This is a genomic window from Paracoccus sp. Z118 (genome assembly GCF_019061185.1).
Lineage (GTDB): Bacteria > Pseudomonadota > Alphaproteobacteria > Rhodobacterales > Rhodobacteraceae > Paracoccus.
In genome coordinates this window covers 113,920-131,662 of sequence record NZ_JAHQZU010000007.1, presented here as the reverse complement: position 1 = coordinate 131,662, position 17,743 = coordinate 113,920, and the positions used below count along the sequence as shown (strand labels likewise).

Here is a 17,743-nt window from a genome sequence, read left to right as displayed (position 1 = left end):
GGTTGGCCGTTGCGGAGGGGGGACTTTCCCGCCCCGGAGACGCGAGCCGATGGATTTCGGCAGAGCGGAAGAAGCCGCGTCAGCCCAGTTCGTGCCGCCACGGCGGGTCGGCACCCTGCCTGCCGACAGTGACCGCCGCGACCTGAACGGCGTATCGCAGGGCGGCGGAAAGCATTGGCGCATCGGCTTCGGCAGGATACCCCAGCGCGCCGCTGGTTTGCAGCGCGGCGAGAAGGCCGGCGTTGAAGCTGTCGCCCGCCCCGATCGTGTCGATGACACGGACCTTTGGGGCGGGTCGATGCAGCGGCGGGGCGCCGCGCCGGATCAAGGACGCGCCGTTCGCGCCTTGAGTGTGCAGGACCAGCGCGCCGGATTCCTCGGCGATCCGCGTGGCGGTGGCGGCGGGGTCGCCTGCGGAAAGCCAGCGGAGATCGTCCGAGGACAGCTTGATGATCGCCGCCAGCGCGAAAAGCCGGTCGAGCCGGGGGCGCAGCGTCTCGGGGTCGTCGATCAGCGGCGGGCGCAGGTTGGGGTCGATCATCACCGGCAGGCCCCGCGCCCGCGCCTCGGCGGCGAGGCTTTCGACGACGCTCGCGCCGGGCTCGATGGCGAGGCTGATGCCGCCGATGAACAGGGCGCCGGTCCGCTCGGGCAGCGTTGCCGCCGTCAACGCCGTGGCCGTGGTGCCGGTCAGGGTGAAGCGGTAGCTCGCCTCGCCGCCCGTCAGCGTGACCTCGGCGCTGGCGGTGGGGAGGTCGGTTGCGGGGCAGGGGCTGGCGTCCACCCCCGCCCGCTCCAGCAAACTGCGCAGGGTGCGGCCGTGGGCGTCGGCGGAGAGCGGCCAGAGATAACCGGCCCTTGCCCCCAGTCGGCCCAGCCCCAGCGCGGTATTGAAGACCGCGCCGCCGGGCAGGGCCAGCAGCCCGCCGCCGCCGCTGGGCACCAGATCGACGAGGGATTCGCCCGCGCAGAGGATCATGTCGCTGTCCGTGATCGTCACGGGTGCGGTGATAGCGTGGCCGGGCGGGCCGCGGAAAGGGGGCGTTCAGGCCGTTTCAGCGCGGCTCGTCCTCGCCAGACCGTGGCGGCTGCGCCTCCTCCGCGGCGATCTTGCGGATGAAGGCGGCGAAGTCGGGGTCCTCGATCGGCAGCAGCGTGGCGAGCCGGGCGCGATAGTCGTCGCGCCGGCACCACTGGCGGATGAACGTCTCCCACGCCCGCCACCGCTGGCGCCGCTTGCCCGACAGATTCCTCGCGTAGCCCAGCAGATAGGCCCGCTGGAAGATCGAGGTCAGGATCTCGAACATCGCGTTCATGCGCTCGCGCTGCTCGTCGTTCAGGCCGGCGGTCGAGCGGTCGGAACTCAGGCTCAGGTCGGGGTTCTGGATCACCAGCTTGAGGAAATCGGTATAGGCGGCCGAGAGCAGCTCGTTGACTTCGGCGGCGTCGGCGTCGCGCTCCTTGCGGCGCTCATAGAGGAAAACGAAGATCGAGAAGGGCAGGCCCAGCGAGATGACGATGCGGCTGGTGAGATCCCAGTCCATCTTCCGATCCTCATGCGGGTGGGGGCAGGCCGGGTGGCGGCGGCCCGGTGGCGGCGGCGACAACGGCAACCGGATCGCCTGCGCCGGTCGCCGCGCCGAACCGCACCACGCCCGAGCCTTCGGCCAGCAGCGTGAACAGCGCCAGCGCGACCAGCGCCGCCAGCACCGCGAAGGCGATCTTCCACACCGACCAGGGCCGGTCGCCATGGACGCGGCCGGACTGGCCGTTGACGACGAAGCGGTAGCTTTTGCCGTTGTATTTGTAGGCCGCGCTCCAGATCGGCAGCAGGATGTGCTTGAACGTCTCGGCGCTGTGCTGGGTCTGCATCCCGGCGATCTGCTGCACGTCGCCGCCGATGTCGCGGCGGACGTCGTTCACGATCACCGATTCCATCTCCTGCCGGGCGATCTGGTGGCCGTCGGACAGGGGGATGGTGTAGCCCTCGGCCGAGAAGCCGGCGAGATAGGCGGGCGTATAGAACGCCAGCGCCGACAGGTCCCACGGGGTCAGCGCGTCGGTGAAGCGGCGCGGCAGCGAGGTCGCGGCCAGCACCAGCACGTCGTTGAACCCCCGCGCGACCCGGCCCGACACGGGCCGCCAGCGGGTGCGCTGCACCTGGCGGGGAACGCGCTGCATCTTTCCGTTGACCTCGGCCATGACATAGACCGTCTCGTAATAATGATCGCCGCGCTGGCCGGTATAGGCGGTGCGGGTGTCGGCGTCGAAGGTCCAGAAGGGCGAATAGATGCCCGCCATCTGCCGGCCCTTGCGGGCATATTCCCGCAAGCCGTTCGGCGCGAACCACAGCCCGCCCAGCCAGTCGTCCAGCGCTGCCCGCGCCTGATCCTGCGTGACGGCGAAGGGCAGCACGCCCTGCACCTTGATCTGCCGCGTGGCGCCGGTGTCGGTGACGACCGGGGTGGCGCAGAACGGGCAGCGGCCGGCGTGGCGCTCGGACGTGATCTCGATCTTGGCGCCGCAATTGGGGCAGGAGAGGGTGCGGACGGTTTCCGCGAGGTCGCTGCCGGCGTCCAGCCGCAGGCCCCGTTCCAGCGGGATTTCCACCAGTTCGGGTGACTTGTGGCTTGCGTCCCATTGCAGCGCTCGACCGGCCGCGGGGTCGCGCAGCAGCACGTCGCCCCCCGCCGCGCCTTCCGGCTGGCGGCCGGGCGCGCGAGCCGCGCCGGGCGAGATCGTCTGCCGGTGCCCGCAATAGGGGCAGACGAGCATGTTCTGCCCCGGCGCGAATTGCAGCGACGCGCCGCAGCTTTCGCAAGGATAGCGGTATTCGGCGGGCTGCGTCGGCATCGCGGTGCGGCGTCAGTCTGGCTGCTTCGGGGTCGGCAGCGGCGGCGGCAGCATGGTGAAAAGCTGCGCAAGGGGCTGCACCTCGTCGGCGGGAAGCCAGCCGTCCTGCCCCGGCGCCCAGACCAGCGTGTCGCGGGTGAAGCGCCCCTCATTCGCCATCCGGCCCAGATCGCTGCGCCCGAACGGCCCTTGCGCCTGCCCATCGATGGCGACGTGCCAGACCGTGTCGGGCACCGTCTGCTGTGGGGCGATCATGCCGGGCGCGGGCGGTGGCTGCATCTGCGCGTGAACCTGCGACTGCATCTGCGCGCCCATCGGCGCCCCCATTTGCGCTGGCCCCCACGGCCCCTGCCCGTAAGGCAGTTGCCGCGCGCCCATCGCCATGCCGATCCCGGCCCCGAGACCCGCGCCCAGCCCCGCGCTTATGCCGCCGCCCTGCTGGTTCGAGGCGTTCAGCAGCGCCTCCGACTGCGCATAGGCGGCGAAGCGGCCCAGATCGCCGACGATCCCCATCGAGGTGCGTTTGTCGAGCATCTTTTCCACCTCGTCGGGCAGGCTGATATTCTCGATGTAGAATTCCGGGATCGACAGGCCATAGAGCGTCACGGCGGGGGCGATGGCGGTCGCGACCAACTGGCCGAGGTCCTGCGTGTTCGCGGCCATGTCCAGCACCGGGATGCCGCTGCCGGCGATCATGCGGGAAAATTCCTGCACGATGATGTTGCGCAGGGCGTAGCTGATCTCGTCGGCGGTGAACTCGCCATCGGTGCCGACGATCTCGGCCATGAAGCGGGCCGGGTCGGTGATCCGCATGGCGTAGGTGCCGAAGGCGCGCAGGCGCACCGGACCAAATTCTGGGTCGCGGGCGATGATCGGGTTTTGGGTGCCCCATTTCTGGTTGGTGAAGCGGGTCGTGTTGACGAAGTAGATTTCCGACTTGAACGGCGAGCGGAAGCCGTGATGCCAGTGCTGGAGCGTCGTCAGCACCGGCATGTTGTTCGTCTCCAGCATGTAGAGGCCGGGGCCGAACACGTCGGCAAGCTGCCCCTCATGCACGAACACCGCCGCCTGCCCCTCGCGCACGGTCAGTTTCGCGCCATACTTGATGGCGTTGCCGCGCGTTTCGAACCGCCAGACCATCGTGTCGCGGGTGTCGTCGGTCCATTCGATGACGTCGATGAACTCGCCGGAGAGAAAGTCGAAGATGGCCATGGGTGTTCTCCGTCGGCTGGGTCTGGGGGCAAACGCAAAGGGGCGGGGGCCGGGTTCCTAGCTGTTGCCGCCCAGCAGTTCGGTGGCGATGGTCTGGATGATGGAGCGGGCCTCGGGTTCGCGCATGCCGGGGCGCAGACGGCGGTCGTAGAGGATGCGCAGCAGCATCTCGTCATGCCGGGTCAGCAGGGCGAATTCCTCGTCGTCGTTGAAGATCGAGGGGCGGGCGTTCGGACTGTCATTGGCAAGGCCGAGACCCTGCGCCAGCTCCTCGTGGACGCAGGACAGGCGCATCCGCGGCGGCAGTTCAGCCCGGATCACGGCGACGGCGCGGGTGTATTCGGGCGCGCTGCCCGAGGAATAGGCGAAGACGCTGCAGAAGTTCTGCGGGCGCAGGTCCACGATCGCCTGCACATCGGCGGCCGGAATGCCGGGGACGAGCTGCGCCAGGCGCGGGCCGATCGAACGGCGGTCATCCTCGGACACGAACAGCACCGCGAAGTTGCCGCCCGATCCGGTCAGCGAGACGGGATGCCCGCTCGCCTGCGACAGCCGCGCCGCGTAGTCGGCGACGGCCGCGCGGTCGCGGACGCGGGTGGCGGCGTCCACGGACGGGCCGAATTCCAGTTGCAGCCGCACCGGGGCGGACCAGCGGCGCAGCGGCGCCTCGTGCACGCGGTGGACCAGCGCGCCGTTCTGGCGCTCGTATTCGTCGTGCAGGGCGATGGCGACGAAGTTCTCGGTCAAGGTGGCCACGCTGATCGGCCCGGCCGAGGTGCCATCGTCCGTCCGCATGAGGCCGCGGCCGACCAGCGTGTCCTGGATGCCCCTGAGGTAGTCGCGCATGGTCAGGCTGGCGGTGCTCGGCTCACGCGTGGCGCGCTGCTGTTCCAGCCGCGCCTGCTCGGCCCGTTCGCGGCGCAGGGCGGCCTGACGGACGGATTCCGGCGCCTCGGCCGGGCGGGGCACCACGGCCGGGGACGTATCGGAACCCGGCATCTCGGGCCCGCAGGCGGCCAGCGCCAGCAACGCCGCCGCCGTAAGCGGGCCGGACGCGGCCCGCCGGAAAATCGCAAGAGTGGTCACGGGATGCCGATCACGAGGGAGAGTTGAGGGGAACAGAGCCCTGCGGCCCCGACTGGCGGGCGCTGGACGCGGCAAGCGTGTCGCGCAGTTCGGTTTCCATCTTTGCCAGATCCTGCTCGGCCGCGGCGCGGCGGGCCTTGCCCTCGTCGGCGATACGCAGGCTGTCCTCGATGGTGGCGATCAGTTCGGCGTTGGCGGTGCGGACGGCCTCGATGTCGAAGACGCCGCGCTCCATTTCCGTGCGGATCTTCACGTTGGCATCGCGCAGGTTCTTCGCGTTCGCCGTCAGCAGGTCGTTGGTCAGGTCGGTCGCCTGCCGCACCGCCTTCGCCGCCTGCGCGCCGCGCTGGATGGTGACGGCCTGCGCCAGCTGCGTTTCCCACAGCGGCACGGTGTTCACCAGCGTCGAGCTGATCTTCGTGATCAGCGACTTGTCGTTCTCCTGCACCAGCCGGATCGAAGGCAGCGACTGCATCGTGACCTGCCGCGTCAGCTTGAGGTCGTGGACGCGCCGTTCCAGATCGTCGCGCATGGCGCGCAGGTCGCGCAGCTCCTGCGCCTCCATGATGTCGCCATCGGCGGTCCTGGCCGCGACCTCGGCCTGCTTGGCTGGGATGTCCTTCTGGTCCAGCTCGCGCAGCTTCGCCTCTCCGGCGGCGATATACAGCGCGAGTTCGTCATAGAAATCCAGCGTCCGTTCATACAGCACGTCCAGCGACTTGATGTCCTTGAGCAGCTGGTGCTGGTGCTGTTCCAGATCGACGGTGATCCTGTCGATCTGGCCCTGCACCTCCTCGTAGTTCGACACGAACTTGGCGAACGGCGCGGCGCGGCCCAGCAGCTTTTCCCACCAGCTCCGCTCGCGCCGCACGTCCAGTTCGTTGACGGAAAAGCCGCGGATCGTCGTCACGATGTCGCGCAGACTGTCCCCCGCCGGGCCGACATCCTTGTTCTTCACGTCGGCCAGCATCTTCTGGCTGATTTCCTGTAACCCCGCCTGTGCGCGCGATCCGAAATGCACCACCGAGGCGGTGTCGGTCAGGTTGATCTCGTCCATGCGGCGGCGGATTTCGTCGGCCACCTGCGGCTCGGCCTGCTGCAGCGGCACGACGTCGCCCGCGGGCTCGGGCAGGACCAGAGAGGTCACGTTGCGCAGCTCGTCCAGGTTGGCTTCCGCCCGGCGCTGGGTTTCGGTGGTCATCTGCAGGTTCCCCGTGCGTTGCTCGGGCGAATGCCCGCATGGCCGCGATTATCGGTCTATTCTCGGCGCATTCAACCGGATGGCTGTGGTTAAGTTCCGGTGCGTGGCCGCGTTGCGTCGGCCGGGGCCCCGCGCGGGCCTGGCTGCATCGCCTCCGCGATTGCCGGATCTCATGGGGAACCGGCGGCCAGCCCGCCCCGTTCCGCGAGAAGGCAAGACGAAAGGCCCCCGATGCCCCGCGCCGTTCCCGCCGTCATCTTCGTCACCGTGGTCATCCTCGGGCTCGCGCTGATGGCGTGGCAACTGGCGTTCGTGCTGCTTCTGGCCTTCGCGGGGGTGCTGCTGGCGGTGCTGCTGCGCCACCTCGCGCTGATCGTCGCGCGGCATACGCCGCTGTCGGCGGGGGCGGGGGTCGGGGTGGCAGCGCTCGGCATCCTCGGGCTCATTGCGCTGGGGATCGTCTTCGCCGGACCCGAGATGGTCAACCAGTTCACGCAGCTGATCCGCAGCGTTCCGGCCGCGCTGGACCAGGTGGAGGCGATGCTGACCGACCAGCCATGGGGCCGCTTCCTGCTCGAGGCCATGCCCGCCGACGATGCGCAGCCCAACTGGAACATCTTCGGCGCCGTCACCGGGACCGTCTCGACGCTGGTGGGGGTCATCGCCAATGTCGTCATCGTGATCACGGTCGGGGTCTTCCTCGCCGCCGATCCGGGGCTTTACCGGCGCGGGGTGCTGCACCTGATCCCGATGGACGCGCGCGCCCGCGCGGTCGAGATTCTCGACGCGCTGGGGCAGGGGCTGTGGCGCTGGCTGATCGGACAGGGGATCGCGATGCTGGCGGTGGCTGTCCTGTCCGGCGTCGGGCTGTGGTTGATCGGGGTGCCGCTGGCGATGACGCTGGGGATCATCGCGGGGCTGCTGGACTTCGTCCCCTATGTCGGCCCGTGGCTCGGCGGCGCGCCCGCGGTGCTGATGGCGCTGACGCTGGGCCCGACGGAGGCGATCTACACCGTGATCCTCTTCGTGATCATCCAGCAGATCGAGGGCAATGTGCTGATGCCGGTGATCCAGAAGCGGGCAAGCTCGCTTCCGCCGGTGCTGACGGTGCTGGCGGTCGTTGGCTTCGGGGTGCTGTTCGGCTTCATGGGCGTGCTGCTGGCGACGCCGCTGCTGCTGGTGCTGATCGTGCTGGTGCGGATGATCTATGTCGAGGACATCCTCGAAGATCACACCGGCGACATCGTCGAACAGCACGAGAAGGCCAGTTCAGAGCGCAGGAAGCAGCGGAAATCAGCCTGACCGGACGCCGCGGCAGGGGTTCCGTTCGGGGGCGGGGCGTCCTATCTGGTGCGCGCCCGCCGCTGGAAGGCCAGCCTCTGAAAGGAATGCAATCGCCATGACCTTCGACCGCCGCCTTCGGATCGCGCCGTCGATCCTTTCCGCCGATTTCGCCGATTTCGGCCGCGAGATCCGCGCGACCGAGGATCAGGGCGCCGACTGGGTTCATGTCGATGTGATGGACGGCCATTTCGTGCCGAACCTCACCTTCGGCCCGCCGGCGGTGAAGGCGTTCCGCCGCCACGTCACCACCTTCATGGATGTGCACCTGATGATCGCCCCCGTCGATCCCTTCATTGAGGCCTATGCCGAGGCCGGCGCCGACATGATCACCGTCCATGTCGAGGCCGGGCCGCATATCCACCGCACCCTTCAGGCGATCCGCGCCACCGGCAGGATGGCGGGCGTGGCGCTGAACCCCGGCACTCCGGCCGAGGCGGTCGAGCATGTGCTGGATCTCTGCGACATGGTGCTGGTGATGAGCGTCAATCCCGGCTTCGGCGGGCAGAAGTTCATCCACAGCCAGATCGCCAAGATCGAGCGCCTGCGGGCCATGATCGGCGACCGACCCATCCACATCCAGGTCGATGGCGGCGTCGATCCCGACACCGCGCCGCTGGTCGTCCGGGCCGGGGCCGACGTGCTGGTGGCAGGCTCCGCCGTGTTCCGCGGCGGCTCGGCCGACACGCCCGAGGTCTATGGCCGGAACATGCGGGCCATCCGCGAGGCCGTGGCGGCGGCCTGATCCGGCGGGGCGCCGCAGCCCCGCCCCTGTTCTTCTTCGCCCAAATATCCCCGCCGGAGGCGTCGGAGCGTTCCGGCCGGCGCGACCCTCCTGCCTCAGGGACGGCCGCCCGAACGGCCGCCGTCCGGCGCGGTCAGAACGTCACCCATTCCGGCTCGTCCACCGGCACGAGATCGGGCAGGTTCACCACGATCTCCTCGGTCCCGCTGCGGACCAGCGCGCAGTGCAGGTCTTCCGTGTCCGAGGCGTTCAGCTCCTGATGGGGCATGTAGGGCGGGACCAGCAGGAAGGACCCGGCCTCGGCGCGGGTGATGTATTCCAGCCGCTCGCCCCAGCGCATCAGGGCCGTGCCGCTGACGACATAGATGATGCTTTCCAGATGTCCGTGGTGGTGGGCGCCGGTGATCGTGCCGGGGCGGATGAGGTTGGTCCCAGCCCACAGCGCGGACGATCCGTTGCGGCTGCCCGAGATCGCGGCGCGGCGGTTCATGCCCTTCGTCTCGGGCGTGTCGGCGCTGCGGGCCTGCGGGGCCACCACGCGAATGCCTTCGGTCTTCCAGTCCCTGGTGATCGGCTTCAGTTCGGTCATGTCGCTCTCCTCCGAGGTTCGGCCCCGATTCTAGGGCCGGGCCGGGGGATGTAAACCATGCGGGGGGCGGGCGGCGGTCAGGGCCGGGGCGGATCGGCGTGTTCCTCGACCACCTCGGCGGTCGCCGCGTCGGCGGCGGTGTGGTCCGGCACCTCCTCGCCCGCGTCCACGATCTCGCGCGCCTCGTCCTCGTCGGGATCGTCGAAGCGGGGCGGGGCCTCGCCGGCGATGAAGTTGCCCAGCTTCTCCATCCCCGGAATGTGGTCGCACAGCACCCGCAGCACGACCAGCATCGGCACGGCCACGACCATCCCCAGCACCGACCACAGCCACGCCCACAGGGCCACGGTCAGGAACACCACGACCTTGTTCATCCGCAGCCGGCGCGAGACGAATTGCGGCGTGACGAACTGCCCTTCCAGAGAGGTCAGCAGCAGGAAGGTCAGCCCCACCATGACCGGGCGCAGCAGGTCGTCGAAGACCAGCATCGCCACGATTACCCCGGTGATCGTCCCGGCCATCGCGCCGATATAGGGGATGTAGTTCAGGACGAACCCGGCGACGCCCCAGACCAGCGGATAGGGCATGCCCCAGGCCCACATCGCCAGCCCGATCGCGACGCCGAGCGCCACGTTGATCATGGTGATTGCGCCGAGATAGCGGCCGAGGCTGTCCTCGATCTCGCGCAGCGCCAGATAGGCGGCGCGTTTGTCGGTGATCGAATCGAAGCTCTGGACGATCTTGAGATACATGAGGTCGCCCGCGCTCATCAGGAAGAACAGCAGCACCAGCGTGAAGACGATCTGGCTGCCGATCTCGGGGCCGAGCGTGACGAGACGTTGCAGGGTCGTCGGACCGGCGGCGGCGTCCACGTCCACGGTGATGTTCTGCTCGGCGACGACCGTTCCGCCGGCCTGCGCTTCGGCGGGCGCCGTGGTGGTCGCGGATACCTCGGTCTGGCCGGGCGGCAGGTCGATGACGGTGGTGGGGGCGCCCGTTTCCGCGACGTCGGTGTCGCTCCCGCCCTGCGCCAGCTCGTCGATCTTCGCGGCCGCCTCCTCGATCCCGCGAAAATTCTCGCGCAGCCTCTCGAACCGGTCTTCAAGCTGGGCGGAGATGCTGTCGCTGTTGTCGATCAGCGAGCCGACCGGGCCGGAGAGGGAGTAGCCCAGCACCAGCACCGTCACCACCAGCCCGAGCGTCACGATCCCGGCCGTCGCGCCCGCGCCGACGCCGATCCGCGCCATCAGTCGCCGGAACGGCACGAAGACGAAGAACAGCAGCAGCGCCAGCGTGACGGGCATCAGGAAGGCCCGCGCCTCGGCCAGGAAACCGAAGGCGAGGATCAGGAAGATGCCGATGACCGGCCAGCGCGGGAACGGGGCGGGCCTACCGCCCTCGGGCGGGCGGCGCGGGAACAGCGGACTGCGGCTCGGCGGTGCGTTCTGGGCCACATCCGTCCCTTTTTCGTTTCAGCGGAGCGGCTTAACCGCCCGAGGTCAAACGCCGGTCTGCGGACGGGGTTCCCGCGGGAGCCTCCCGGGGGCCAAAGCACGGAGCGCCGCCGCCTTCGAACCCACGACCGTTCGGGGGACGCTTGCGGCGTGTTCAGCCATGAAAAAGGGGCGCGGCAGTGGCCGCGCCCCTTGTCGTATGCGCCGGTCGCGTGGCCGGGTCAGATCGGGCGGTCGCCCTCGGCGTCGATGACGCGCGTCGGCAGGCCCATCTCGCCCAGCAGTTCCAGGAACGGGCGGGCGGGCATGTCCTCGACGTTGACCATCCGCTTCACGTCCCATTCGCCCCGCGCGATCAGGACCGCCGCCGCGACCGGCGGCACGCCGGCGGTGTAGCTGATCCCCTGCGAGCCGACTTCGGCATATGCCTCGGCATGGTCGGAGACGTTGTAGATGAAGACCTCGCCCGGCTTGCCGTCGCGGGTGCCCTTGACCAGATCGCCGATGCAGGTCTTGCCGGTATAGCCCGAAGCGAGGCTCGCCGGATCGGGCAGCACGGCCTTGACCACCTTCAGCGGCACGACCTCCTGCCCCTCCGCGGTGACGACCGGCTGTTCGCTGAGCAGGCCGAGGCTCTTCAGCACGGTGAAGACGTTGATGTAATGCGCCCCGAAGCCCATCCAGAACCGCACGTCGGCGGCCGGATAGCGGGCCGAGAGCGAGTGGATCTCGTCATGGCCCGCCAGATAGGCGGTCTGCTTGCCGACGACCGGCAGGTCCCATTCGCGGCCCACCTCGAACATGGCGTTCTCGCGCCATTCGCCGCCCTGCCACGAATAGACCGTGCCGGTGAATTCGCGGAAGTTGATCTCGGGGTCGAAGTTGGTGGCGAAATAGCGGCCATGCGAGCCGGCGTTGATGTCCACGATGTCGATCGAGGTGATCTCGTCGAAATACTCATCCTCGGCCAGCCGGGCATAGGCGTTGACGACGCCGGGGTCGAAGCCCGCGCCGAGGATCGCGGTCACGCCCGCCGCCTCGCAGTCCGCGCGGCGCTTCCATTCGTAGTTCTCATACCACGGCGGCGCCTCGCAGATCTTGTCCGCCTCCTCGTGGATGGCGGTGTCGATATAGGCCGCGCCGGTGTCGATGCAGCCCTGCAGGACGGTCATGTTCAGGAAGGGCGATCCGACGTTGATGACGATCTTCGTGTCCGTTGCGCGGATGAGCCCCGCCACCGCAGCGGCATCCATCGCGTCCAACTGGTGCGTGGTAATCGTTCGGCCCGCCGCGTGGCCCCCGTCCCTCATCTTGTCCCGGATCGAGTCCACGATGGCGTCGGCCTTGGACTGGGTGCGGTTCGCCATGTGGATGGCGCCGAATTCGTCGGCCCATTGCGCGACCTTGTGGGCCACGACCTGGGCGACGCCGCCGGCACCGATGATGAGGACGTTGGGTTTTTCCACCGCTGCGGTCTCCTTTCAGAGGCTGGTCAGGACAACGAGTCCCGGTAATCGTCATAGTCGAAAGTGCGGACGGTCGTTATCGATCCGTCCATCTCGCGGATGCAGATCGCGGGCATGGCGACGCCGTTGAACCAGTTCTTCTTGACCATCGTGTAGCCCGCCGCGTCCTGCACGCTGATCCGGTCGCCGACCTTCAGCGGCCGGGCGAAGCTTGCGTCACCGAAGATGTCGCCCGCAAGACAGGACTTGCCGGCGATCTGGTATCGGTGGGGCCCCTCCTGCGGCAGTTTCGCGTCCTCCCGGTAGATCAGCAGGTCGAGCATATGCGCTTCGATGCTGCTGTCCACGATGGCGACTTCCTTGCCGTTGTTCAGCAGGTCCAGCACCGTCAGCTCCAGCGTGGTGGTGCCGGTGATCGAGGCCTCGCCCGGCTCCAGATAGACCTGCACGCCGAAACGGTCGGCGAAGGCCCGCAGCCGGTCCGCCAGCTTCTCAAGCGGATAGCCCTCGCCGGTGAAATGGATGCCGCCGCCCAGCGATACCCAGTCGAGCCGTTCGAGGATGCTGCCGAATTCGTCCGCGATTCGGTCCAACTGGCTGCCGAACAGGTCGAAGTCGCTGTTCTCGCAGTTGTAGTGGATCATCACCCCGCTGATGCGGTCCATCGCCTGTTCCAGCCGCGACAGGTCCCATTCGCCGAGCCGCGAGAACGGCCGTGCGGGGTCGGCAAGATCGAAGCCGCTGGTCGAGAAGCGCGGGTTCAGCCGCAGCCCGCGCGCGATCCCCTGCGCCCGGTCCGCGAAACGGTCCAGTTGGCCGAGGCTGTTGAAGATGATCTTGTCGGCATAGCCCACCGCCTCGTCAATCTCGTGGTCGGCCCAGGCGACGGAATAGGCATGCGTCTCTCCGCCGAATTTCTCGTGCCCCAGCCGCAACTCGTTCAGAGAGGATGAGGTGGTGCCGTCCATGAATTGCGACATCTGGTCGAAGACGCCCCAGGTGGCGAAGCATTTCAGCGCCAGCAGGGTCCTTGCGCCCGAGCGTTCGCGCAGGAACGCCATCTTGTCCATGTTCGCCTGCAGCTTCGCGCGGTCGATGAGGTAGAACGGCGTCTGCGGGCCGGAAGGCGTGGACATGGCGAAACCTCTGCGACGAAAGGGGAAAACGGGCATATAGGTGCGCGGGCCCATCTAGGCAACCGAGTGTGACGGCGCCGTGACGCGCGCTTGCCGGGGCCGGGATGCCGCGCCATACCGGCGCGAACGGGGCCAAGGGGGCGGGCGTGACGCGCTGGGTGATGGGGATCGACGGCGGCGGCACCGGCTGCCGGGCCGTGCTGGCCGATGCGGGCGGCCGGGTGCTGGCGCAGGCGGCGGGCGGGCCCGCGAACGTCATGTCGGACCCGGAAGGGGCGCTGGCTTCGGTGCTTGCCGTCGCCGCCGAGGCCCTGGCCGGGCGCGACGGGGCGGACTGCGCCGCCTGCCTCGGCCTTGCCGGGGCGGACGTGGCGCGGGCGGGCGAGTGGATGCCCGCGCGGCTGCCCTTCGCCCGCGCGCTGATCGTGCAGGATGCCGAAACGGCGCTGGCCGGGGCACTGGGCGATGCCGACGGGATCGTCGCGGCGCTGGGGACCGGCTCGGTCTTCTCGCGGCGCCTCAGTGGCGCGGTCGAGACGGTCGGCGGGCGCGGCGCGGTGCTGGGTGATGAGGGCGGCGGCGCGTGGCTCGGCAAGCGCCTGCTCGCCCGGACGCTGCGCGCCCATGACGGGCTGGAGCGTCACAGTCCGCTGACCCGCGCGCTGCTGGCCGAGATGGGCGGCGTTCCCGGCATCATCGCCTTCGCGCGGCAGGCGGGCGGCGCGGATTTCGCGGTCCGCGCCCGCGTGCTGGCTGAGGCCCCGGACGATCCGGCAGCCGCCGGACTTCTGGCCGAGGCGGATGCCCAGATTGCCGCCTATGTCACCCGCCTGCAACCACCGGGCGAGCCTCTGGCCGTAACCTTCACCGGCGGGCTCGGTCCCCTCTTCGCGGCCCGCCTCGCGCCGCTCTGGCCGCAGCGCGAGCCGCTGGGAACCCCGCTGGACGGCGCGCTGAGCATGGCGTTTTCGCTGGCGCGGGGCGTCGTGCCGGGTGAAAGGTGGCGGAACCCCGCCGCCTCGGCTTAGGTTCCTGCGGCACAACCATCCCGAAAGGAACGACATGCCCAAGGTCGAAATGTACATGACCCGCACCTGCCCCTATTGCCACGCGGCGCGCACGCTGCTGGACCGGAAGGGCGTGAGCTACGAGACGATCGACGTCGGCGCGAATCCCGACCGGCGGGCCGAGATGACCCAGCGCGCCAATGGCCGCCGCACGGTGCCGCAGATCTTCATCGACGGAAAGCCGATGGGCGGCTCGGACGAGATCCACGCACTTGACCGGCAGGGCAAGCTGGACGCGCTGCTGGGTCTCTGACGTGACGAAAGGCACGCTCTCGGCCGCATTGGTGCAACTGTCCGTCGGCGACGATCCCGACGCGAACCTGCCCGTCACCCGCGAGCTGGTGGCCGAGGCGGCGGGGCTGGGGGCGCGGCTCATCTGCACGCCCGAGGTCACGAACCTGCTGACCCCCGACCGGGCGCGACAGGCGAGGCTGCTGCATGTCGAGGCGGAAGACCCCACCCTTGCCGCGCTACGCGAGGATGCGGCGCGGCTGGGGGTGTGGCTGAATATCGGCTCGATCTCGCTGCGGGCGGATGAGCCGGACGAGACGCGCTTCGTCAATCGCAGCTTCCTGATCGCCCCCGATGGCCGGATCGCCGCCCGTTACGACAAGATCCACATGTTCGACGTGACCGTGTCCGCGACCGAGAGCTATCGAGAAAGCGCCGCCTTCCGCCCCGGCAGCCGCGCGGTGCTGGCGCAGGGGCCGGTGCCGATCGGGATGACGGTCTGCTATGACGTGCGCTTCCCGCATCTCTACCGCCGCCTCGCCCGCGCGGGGGCTCGCATCCTGACCGTGCCGGCGGCCTTCAACGACACCACCGGCGCGGCCCACTGGCACGTGCTGCTGCGCGCCCGCGCGATCGAGACCGGCTGTTTCGTGCTGGCCGCGGCGCAATGCGGCGCCCACCCGGCGCCGCACTCGCCCGAGGCGCGGCCCCGCCGCAGCTACGGCCATTCGCTCGCCGTCGCGCCATGGGGCGAGGTGCTGGCCGATGCGGGCGAGGAACCCGGCGTCACGCTGGTCACCCTGGACCTGTCGCAGGTCGATGCGGCGCGCGGGCGCGTTCCGGCGTGGCGGCATGATCCGGTGATCTTCGGCCCCGAGCCCCCGGCATGAGGGAGCCGCCCGCCACGCAGGCGCTCGCCGCGGCGCTGTTCGCGGAACTGATGAACAGCGAGCAGCTCGCCCGCAGCATGGTCACGCGGGCACTGCCGCGGGGGATGCAGCTGTCGCATTTTTCGGTCCTGAACCTGCTCGCCCATCTCAACGAGGAGCGGACCCCGGCCGAACTCGCCGCCGCCTTCCATGTCACGCGCGGGGCGATGACCAACACCCTGTCCCGGCTGGAATGGGCGGGGCATGTCCATATCCGCCCCGACTGGGACGATGCGCGGCGCAAGTTCGTCTCGATCAGCCCATCGGGTCGGGCGGCCCGCGACGATGCGCTGGCGGCGCTGATGCCGGTGCTGACCGACGTGGTGCGCGATCTCGGCCCCGATCAGGTCCGCGCCATCCTGCCCGTTATGCGCCGCCTGCGCGAGCGGCTGGAGGACGAGGTCTGATCGCCGCTCAGGACCGGATCGCCGCCGCAGGGGAGTTCATGGACATGCGGGTCGGCCACCGCCTCCGGTGGATGCGACGGACGGCCACCCGGCCCGGACTGCCATGTGCGCCCGCCGGATCAGAGCGCCAGCGCCACCGCGACCGAACGGCTGAAGAAGGGCCGCCGGCGCCGACCGCTCAGGACCGGATGCCTGTCATCAGGTAGTTCACCGACAGGTCGCGCTTGGACAGCGACCAGCTCCACCGCACGGGATTGAACACCATTCCGGCCCGGTCCACGACCGGCGCGCCGGCGGCGTCCATCATCGCGGCAAGCTCGGCCGGCTTGATGAAGCGGTTCCAGTCGTGGGTGCCCTTCGGCAGCCAGCGCATCACCCATTCCGCCCCGAGGATGGCGGCGGCGAAGCTTTGCGGGGTCCGGTTCAGCGTGGACATGACCAGCAGCCCGCCGGGCCGCAGCAGCCGCGCGCAGGTGGTTACGAAATCCTGGGGCTCGGCGACGTGTTCGACGATCTCCAGCGCCAGCACCACGTCGAAGGTCCGGTTCTCGGTCACCAGCGCCTCGGCGGTGGTGGCGCGGTAGTCGATCTCCAGCCCCGACTGCTCGGCGTGCAGCCGGGCGACGGCGATGTTGCCATCCGCCGCGTCGGCGCCGGTGACGGTCGCGCCCAGCCGCGCCATCGGCTCGGCCATCAGCCCGCCGCCGCAGCCGATATCCAGCAGCCGCAGCCCCTCGAACGGGCGCGGTCCGTGCAGGTCGCGCGAGAACTCGGCGGCGATCTGGGCGGTGACGTAGTCCAGCCTTGTCGGATTCAGCATGTGCAGCGGCTTGAACTTGCCGTCGGGGTCCCACCACTCGGCGGCCATCGCCTGGAACTTCTCGACCTCGGCCGGGTCGATGCTGGATCGTGCCTGTTCCACTGGTTTCACCCCTGCTGGCCTGCCCCGATTTGGGCGTGTATACCGATTGCATGGACCGGCTGGCAGGGCAAATCGGCGCATCCCCCTCATCCGGCCGGCTGTATCCGCCGGTCGAGCCCTTCGCGCGGCACATGATGCCCGCGTCTGACGGGCACCACATCTATGTCGAGCAATGCGGCAATCCCGCCGGACGTCCGGTGATCGTCCTGCATGGCGGGCCGGGGGGCGGGTGCAGCCCGGTCATGCGGCGCTTCTTCGACCCGGATCGCTGGCATATCGTGCTGTTCGACCAGCGCGGCTGCGGCCGCTCGCGCCCCCATGCCGAGGTGCGCGGCAACACCACCGCCCATCTGATCGGCGACATCGCCATGATCGTCGGCGCGCTGGAGCTCGCCCCGGCAGTGCTGTTCGGCGGAAGCTGGGGCGCGGCGCTGGCCTTGGCCTTTGCGCAGGCGCACCCGGAGACGGTCAGCGCGCTGGTGCTGCGCGGCGTGTTCCTGGCGCGCGAGCGGGAGCTCGACTGGTTCTATGCCGGAGGGGCGGCCCGCTTCTTCCCCGAGCAATGGGCCCGCTTCCGCGCCGCGATCCCCGAGGCCGAGCGCGGCGACATGATCGCCGCCTATCACCGCCGGCTGTTCAGTGGCGACCCGGCGGTGGAGGCGCAGTTCGCGCAGCCGTGGCTCGCCTGGGAAAACGGGCTCGCCACGATCGAGAGCCACGGCGGGGGCGGGGGCGCGCCGCCCGACTATGCCCGGGCCTTCGCCCGCCTGGAAAACCACTACTTCGCCAATCGCTGCTTCCTCGACGAAGGCCAGCTTCTGCGCGACCGCCACCGGATCGAGCATCTGCCCGCCGTCATCGTGCAGGGCCGCCACGACATGGTCTGCCCGCCCGTTGCGGCCCATGAGCTTGCGGACGGCTGGTCCCGCTGCGACCTCAGGATGATCCCCGCTTCGGGCCACGCGCTCAGCGAGCCGCGGATCATGGCCGAGCTGGTGCGGACGATGGACGCGATGGCCTGAGCGCGGCCGCCCGCGAGGGCACGGCCGATCCACGCAACCCCGGCGGCAGCAGCAGAGTTGATGCTGCGCAAAGGGGATAGCC

18 protein-coding genes are annotated in these 17,743 nt (G+C 69.5%); 7 read left to right on the top strand and 11 right to left on the bottom strand.

Annotated features, from left to right (window positions below; all coding sequences use genetic code 11):
• Positions 1-79 precede the first annotated feature (79 nt).
• The 6 genes from KTN05_RS08265 to KTN05_RS08240 are packed head-to-tail and all read right to left on the bottom strand — an operon-like array spanning position 80 to position 6,352.
• Positions 80-1,000: a PfkB family carbohydrate kinase gene (locus KTN05_RS08265; protein ID WP_371823306.1), complete on the bottom strand. Its 921-nt coding sequence runs from the start codon at positions 998-1,000 to the stop codon at positions 80-82.
• A 55-nt stretch (positions 1,001-1,055) separates the two neighbouring features.
• Positions 1,056-1,544, bottom strand: coding sequence for a hypothetical protein (locus tag KTN05_RS08260; RefSeq protein WP_217328908.1), 489 nt, complete (start codon positions 1,542-1,544; stop codon positions 1,056-1,058).
• 10 nt (positions 1,545-1,554) lie between these two features.
• Positions 1,555-2,853, bottom strand: a complete 1,299-nt coding sequence (locus KTN05_RS08255) for a zinc ribbon domain-containing protein (protein WP_254368071.1) — start codon at positions 2,851-2,853, stop codon at positions 1,555-1,557.
• 12 nt (positions 2,854-2,865) lie between these two features.
• Positions 2,866-4,065: an SPFH domain-containing protein gene (locus tag KTN05_RS08250; protein WP_217328907.1), complete on the bottom strand. Its 1,200-nt coding sequence runs from the start codon at positions 4,063-4,065 to the stop codon at positions 2,866-2,868.
• A gap of 57 nt (positions 4,066-4,122) precedes the next feature.
• Positions 4,123-5,151 carry a DUF2927 domain-containing protein gene (locus KTN05_RS08245; protein ID WP_371823305.1) on the bottom strand — a complete coding sequence of 343 codons (1,029 nt, stop codon included), beginning with the start codon at positions 5,149-5,151 and terminating at the stop codon, positions 4,123-4,125.
• A 10-nt stretch (positions 5,152-5,161) separates the two neighbouring features.
• A complete protein-coding gene (locus KTN05_RS08240; RefSeq protein WP_217328906.1) occupies positions 5,162-6,352 on the bottom strand; it encodes a toxic anion resistance protein in 1,191 nt (396 codons plus the stop codon).
• A gap of 231 nt (positions 6,353-6,583) precedes the next feature.
• Here KTN05_RS08240 and KTN05_RS08235 point away from each other — a divergent pair, with 231 nt between their 5' ends.
• A complete protein-coding gene (locus tag KTN05_RS08235) occupies positions 6,584-7,654 on the top strand; it encodes an AI-2E family transporter (RefSeq protein ID WP_217328905.1) in 1,071 nt (356 codons plus the stop codon).
• A gap of 97 nt (positions 7,655-7,751) precedes the next feature.
• Positions 7,752-8,438, top strand: coding sequence for a ribulose-phosphate 3-epimerase (gene rpe / locus KTN05_RS08230; protein WP_217328904.1), 687 nt, complete (start codon positions 7,752-7,754; stop codon positions 8,436-8,438).
• A gap of 133 nt (positions 8,439-8,571) precedes the next feature.
• Here the strand turns inward: rpe and KTN05_RS08225 are convergent, their stop codons facing one another.
• The 4 genes from KTN05_RS08225 to KTN05_RS08210 all read right to left on the bottom strand — a co-directional run bounded on the left by KTN05_RS08225 (position 8,572) and on the right by KTN05_RS08210 (position 13,083).
• A complete protein-coding gene (locus tag KTN05_RS08225; RefSeq protein ID WP_217328903.1) occupies positions 8,572-9,027 on the bottom strand; it encodes a cupin domain-containing protein in 456 nt (151 codons plus the stop codon).
• A 77-nt stretch (positions 9,028-9,104) separates the two neighbouring features.
• Positions 9,105-10,481, bottom strand: a complete 1,377-nt coding sequence (locus tag KTN05_RS08220) for an AI-2E family transporter (RefSeq protein ID WP_371823304.1) — start codon at positions 10,479-10,481, stop codon at positions 9,105-9,107.
• 221 nt (positions 10,482-10,702) lie between these two features.
• Complete coding sequence (locus KTN05_RS08215; protein ID WP_217328902.1) at positions 10,703-11,947, bottom strand: saccharopine dehydrogenase family protein; 1,245 nt, start codon at positions 11,945-11,947, stop codon at positions 10,703-10,705.
• A 26-nt stretch (positions 11,948-11,973) separates the two neighbouring features.
• On the bottom strand, positions 11,974-13,083 hold the full coding sequence (locus KTN05_RS08210) for a carboxynorspermidine decarboxylase (protein ID WP_217328901.1): 1,110 nt from the start codon (positions 13,081-13,083) through the stop codon (positions 11,974-11,976).
• A 104-nt stretch (positions 13,084-13,187) separates the two neighbouring features.
• Here KTN05_RS08210 and KTN05_RS08205 point away from each other — a divergent pair, with 104 nt between their 5' ends.
• The 4 genes from KTN05_RS08205 to KTN05_RS08190 are packed head-to-tail and all read left to right on the top strand — an operon-like array spanning position 13,188 to position 15,717.
• Positions 13,188-14,111: a BadF/BadG/BcrA/BcrD ATPase family protein gene (locus KTN05_RS08205; RefSeq protein WP_217328900.1), complete on the top strand. Its 924-nt coding sequence runs from the start codon at positions 13,188-13,190 to the stop codon at positions 14,109-14,111.
• 34 nt (positions 14,112-14,145) lie between these two features.
• The gene (gene grxC / locus KTN05_RS08200; protein ID WP_217328899.1) at positions 14,146-14,403 is read left to right on the top strand and encodes a glutaredoxin 3; all 258 of its coding nucleotides are present in this window, start codon (positions 14,146-14,148) and stop codon (positions 14,401-14,403) included.
• A 1-nt stretch (position 14,404) separates the two neighbouring features.
• Positions 14,405-15,271, top strand: a complete 867-nt coding sequence (locus tag KTN05_RS08195; RefSeq protein WP_371823303.1) for a carbon-nitrogen hydrolase family protein — start codon at positions 14,405-14,407, stop codon at positions 15,269-15,271.
• The gene (locus KTN05_RS08190; RefSeq protein ID WP_217328897.1) at positions 15,268-15,717 is read left to right on the top strand and encodes a MarR family winged helix-turn-helix transcriptional regulator; all 450 of its coding nucleotides are present in this window, start codon (positions 15,268-15,270) and stop codon (positions 15,715-15,717) included. Before KTN05_RS08195 ends, KTN05_RS08190 begins: the two co-directional genes overlap by 4 nt.
• A gap of 178 nt (positions 15,718-15,895) precedes the next feature.
• Here KTN05_RS08190 and ubiG read toward each other — a convergent pair whose 3' ends face one another.
• Positions 15,896-16,639: a bifunctional 2-polyprenyl-6-hydroxyphenol methylase/3-demethylubiquinol 3-O-methyltransferase UbiG gene (gene ubiG / locus KTN05_RS08185; RefSeq protein WP_371823310.1), complete on the bottom strand. Its 744-nt coding sequence runs from the start codon at positions 16,637-16,639 to the stop codon at positions 15,896-15,898.
• Between the two features lie 50 nt (positions 16,640-16,689).
• On the opposite strand from ubiG, the gene pip reads away from it, so the two are divergent.
• The gene (gene pip, locus KTN05_RS08180) at positions 16,690-17,661 is read left to right on the top strand and encodes a prolyl aminopeptidase (RefSeq protein ID WP_217328895.1); all 972 of its coding nucleotides are present in this window, start codon (positions 16,690-16,692) and stop codon (positions 17,659-17,661) included.
• The last annotated feature ends 82 nt before the right edge of the window (positions 17,662-17,743 follow it).

Coding starts and splice junctions, on each gene's coding strand:
- KTN05_RS08190 (WP_217328897.1), top strand. CDS start 15,268: ATGAGGGAGCCGCCCGCCACGCAGGCGCTCGCCGCGGCGCTGTTCGCG.
- KTN05_RS08260 (WP_217328908.1), bottom strand. CDS start 1,544: ATGGACTGGGATCTCACCAGCCGCATCGTCATCTCGCTGGGCCTGCCC.
- KTN05_RS08255 (WP_254368071.1), bottom strand. CDS start 2,853: ATGCCGACGCAGCCCGCCGAATACCGCTATCCTTGCGAAAGCTGCGGC.
- KTN05_RS08210 (WP_217328901.1), bottom strand. CDS start 13,083: ATGTCCACGCCTTCCGGCCCGCAGACGCCGTTCTACCTCATCGACCGC.
- rpe (WP_217328904.1), top strand. CDS start 7,752: ATGACCTTCGACCGCCGCCTTCGGATCGCGCCGTCGATCCTTTCCGCC.
- KTN05_RS08225 (WP_217328903.1), bottom strand. CDS start 9,027: ATGACCGAACTGAAGCCGATCACCAGGGACTGGAAGACCGAAGGCATT.
- KTN05_RS08235 (WP_217328905.1), top strand. CDS start 6,584: ATGCCCCGCGCCGTTCCCGCCGTCATCTTCGTCACCGTGGTCATCCTC.
- pip (WP_217328895.1), top strand. CDS start 16,690: ATGGACCGGCTGGCAGGGCAAATCGGCGCATCCCCCTCATCCGGCCGG.
- KTN05_RS08205 (WP_217328900.1), top strand. CDS start 13,188: ATGCCGCGCCATACCGGCGCGAACGGGGCCAAGGGGGCGGGCGTGACG.
- KTN05_RS08240 (WP_217328906.1), bottom strand. CDS start 6,352: ATGACCACCGAAACCCAGCGCCGGGCGGAAGCCAACCTGGACGAGCTG.
- grxC (WP_217328899.1), top strand. CDS start 14,146: ATGCCCAAGGTCGAAATGTACATGACCCGCACCTGCCCCTATTGCCAC.
- KTN05_RS08250 (WP_217328907.1), bottom strand. CDS start 4,065: ATGGCCATCTTCGACTTTCTCTCCGGCGAGTTCATCGACGTCATCGAA.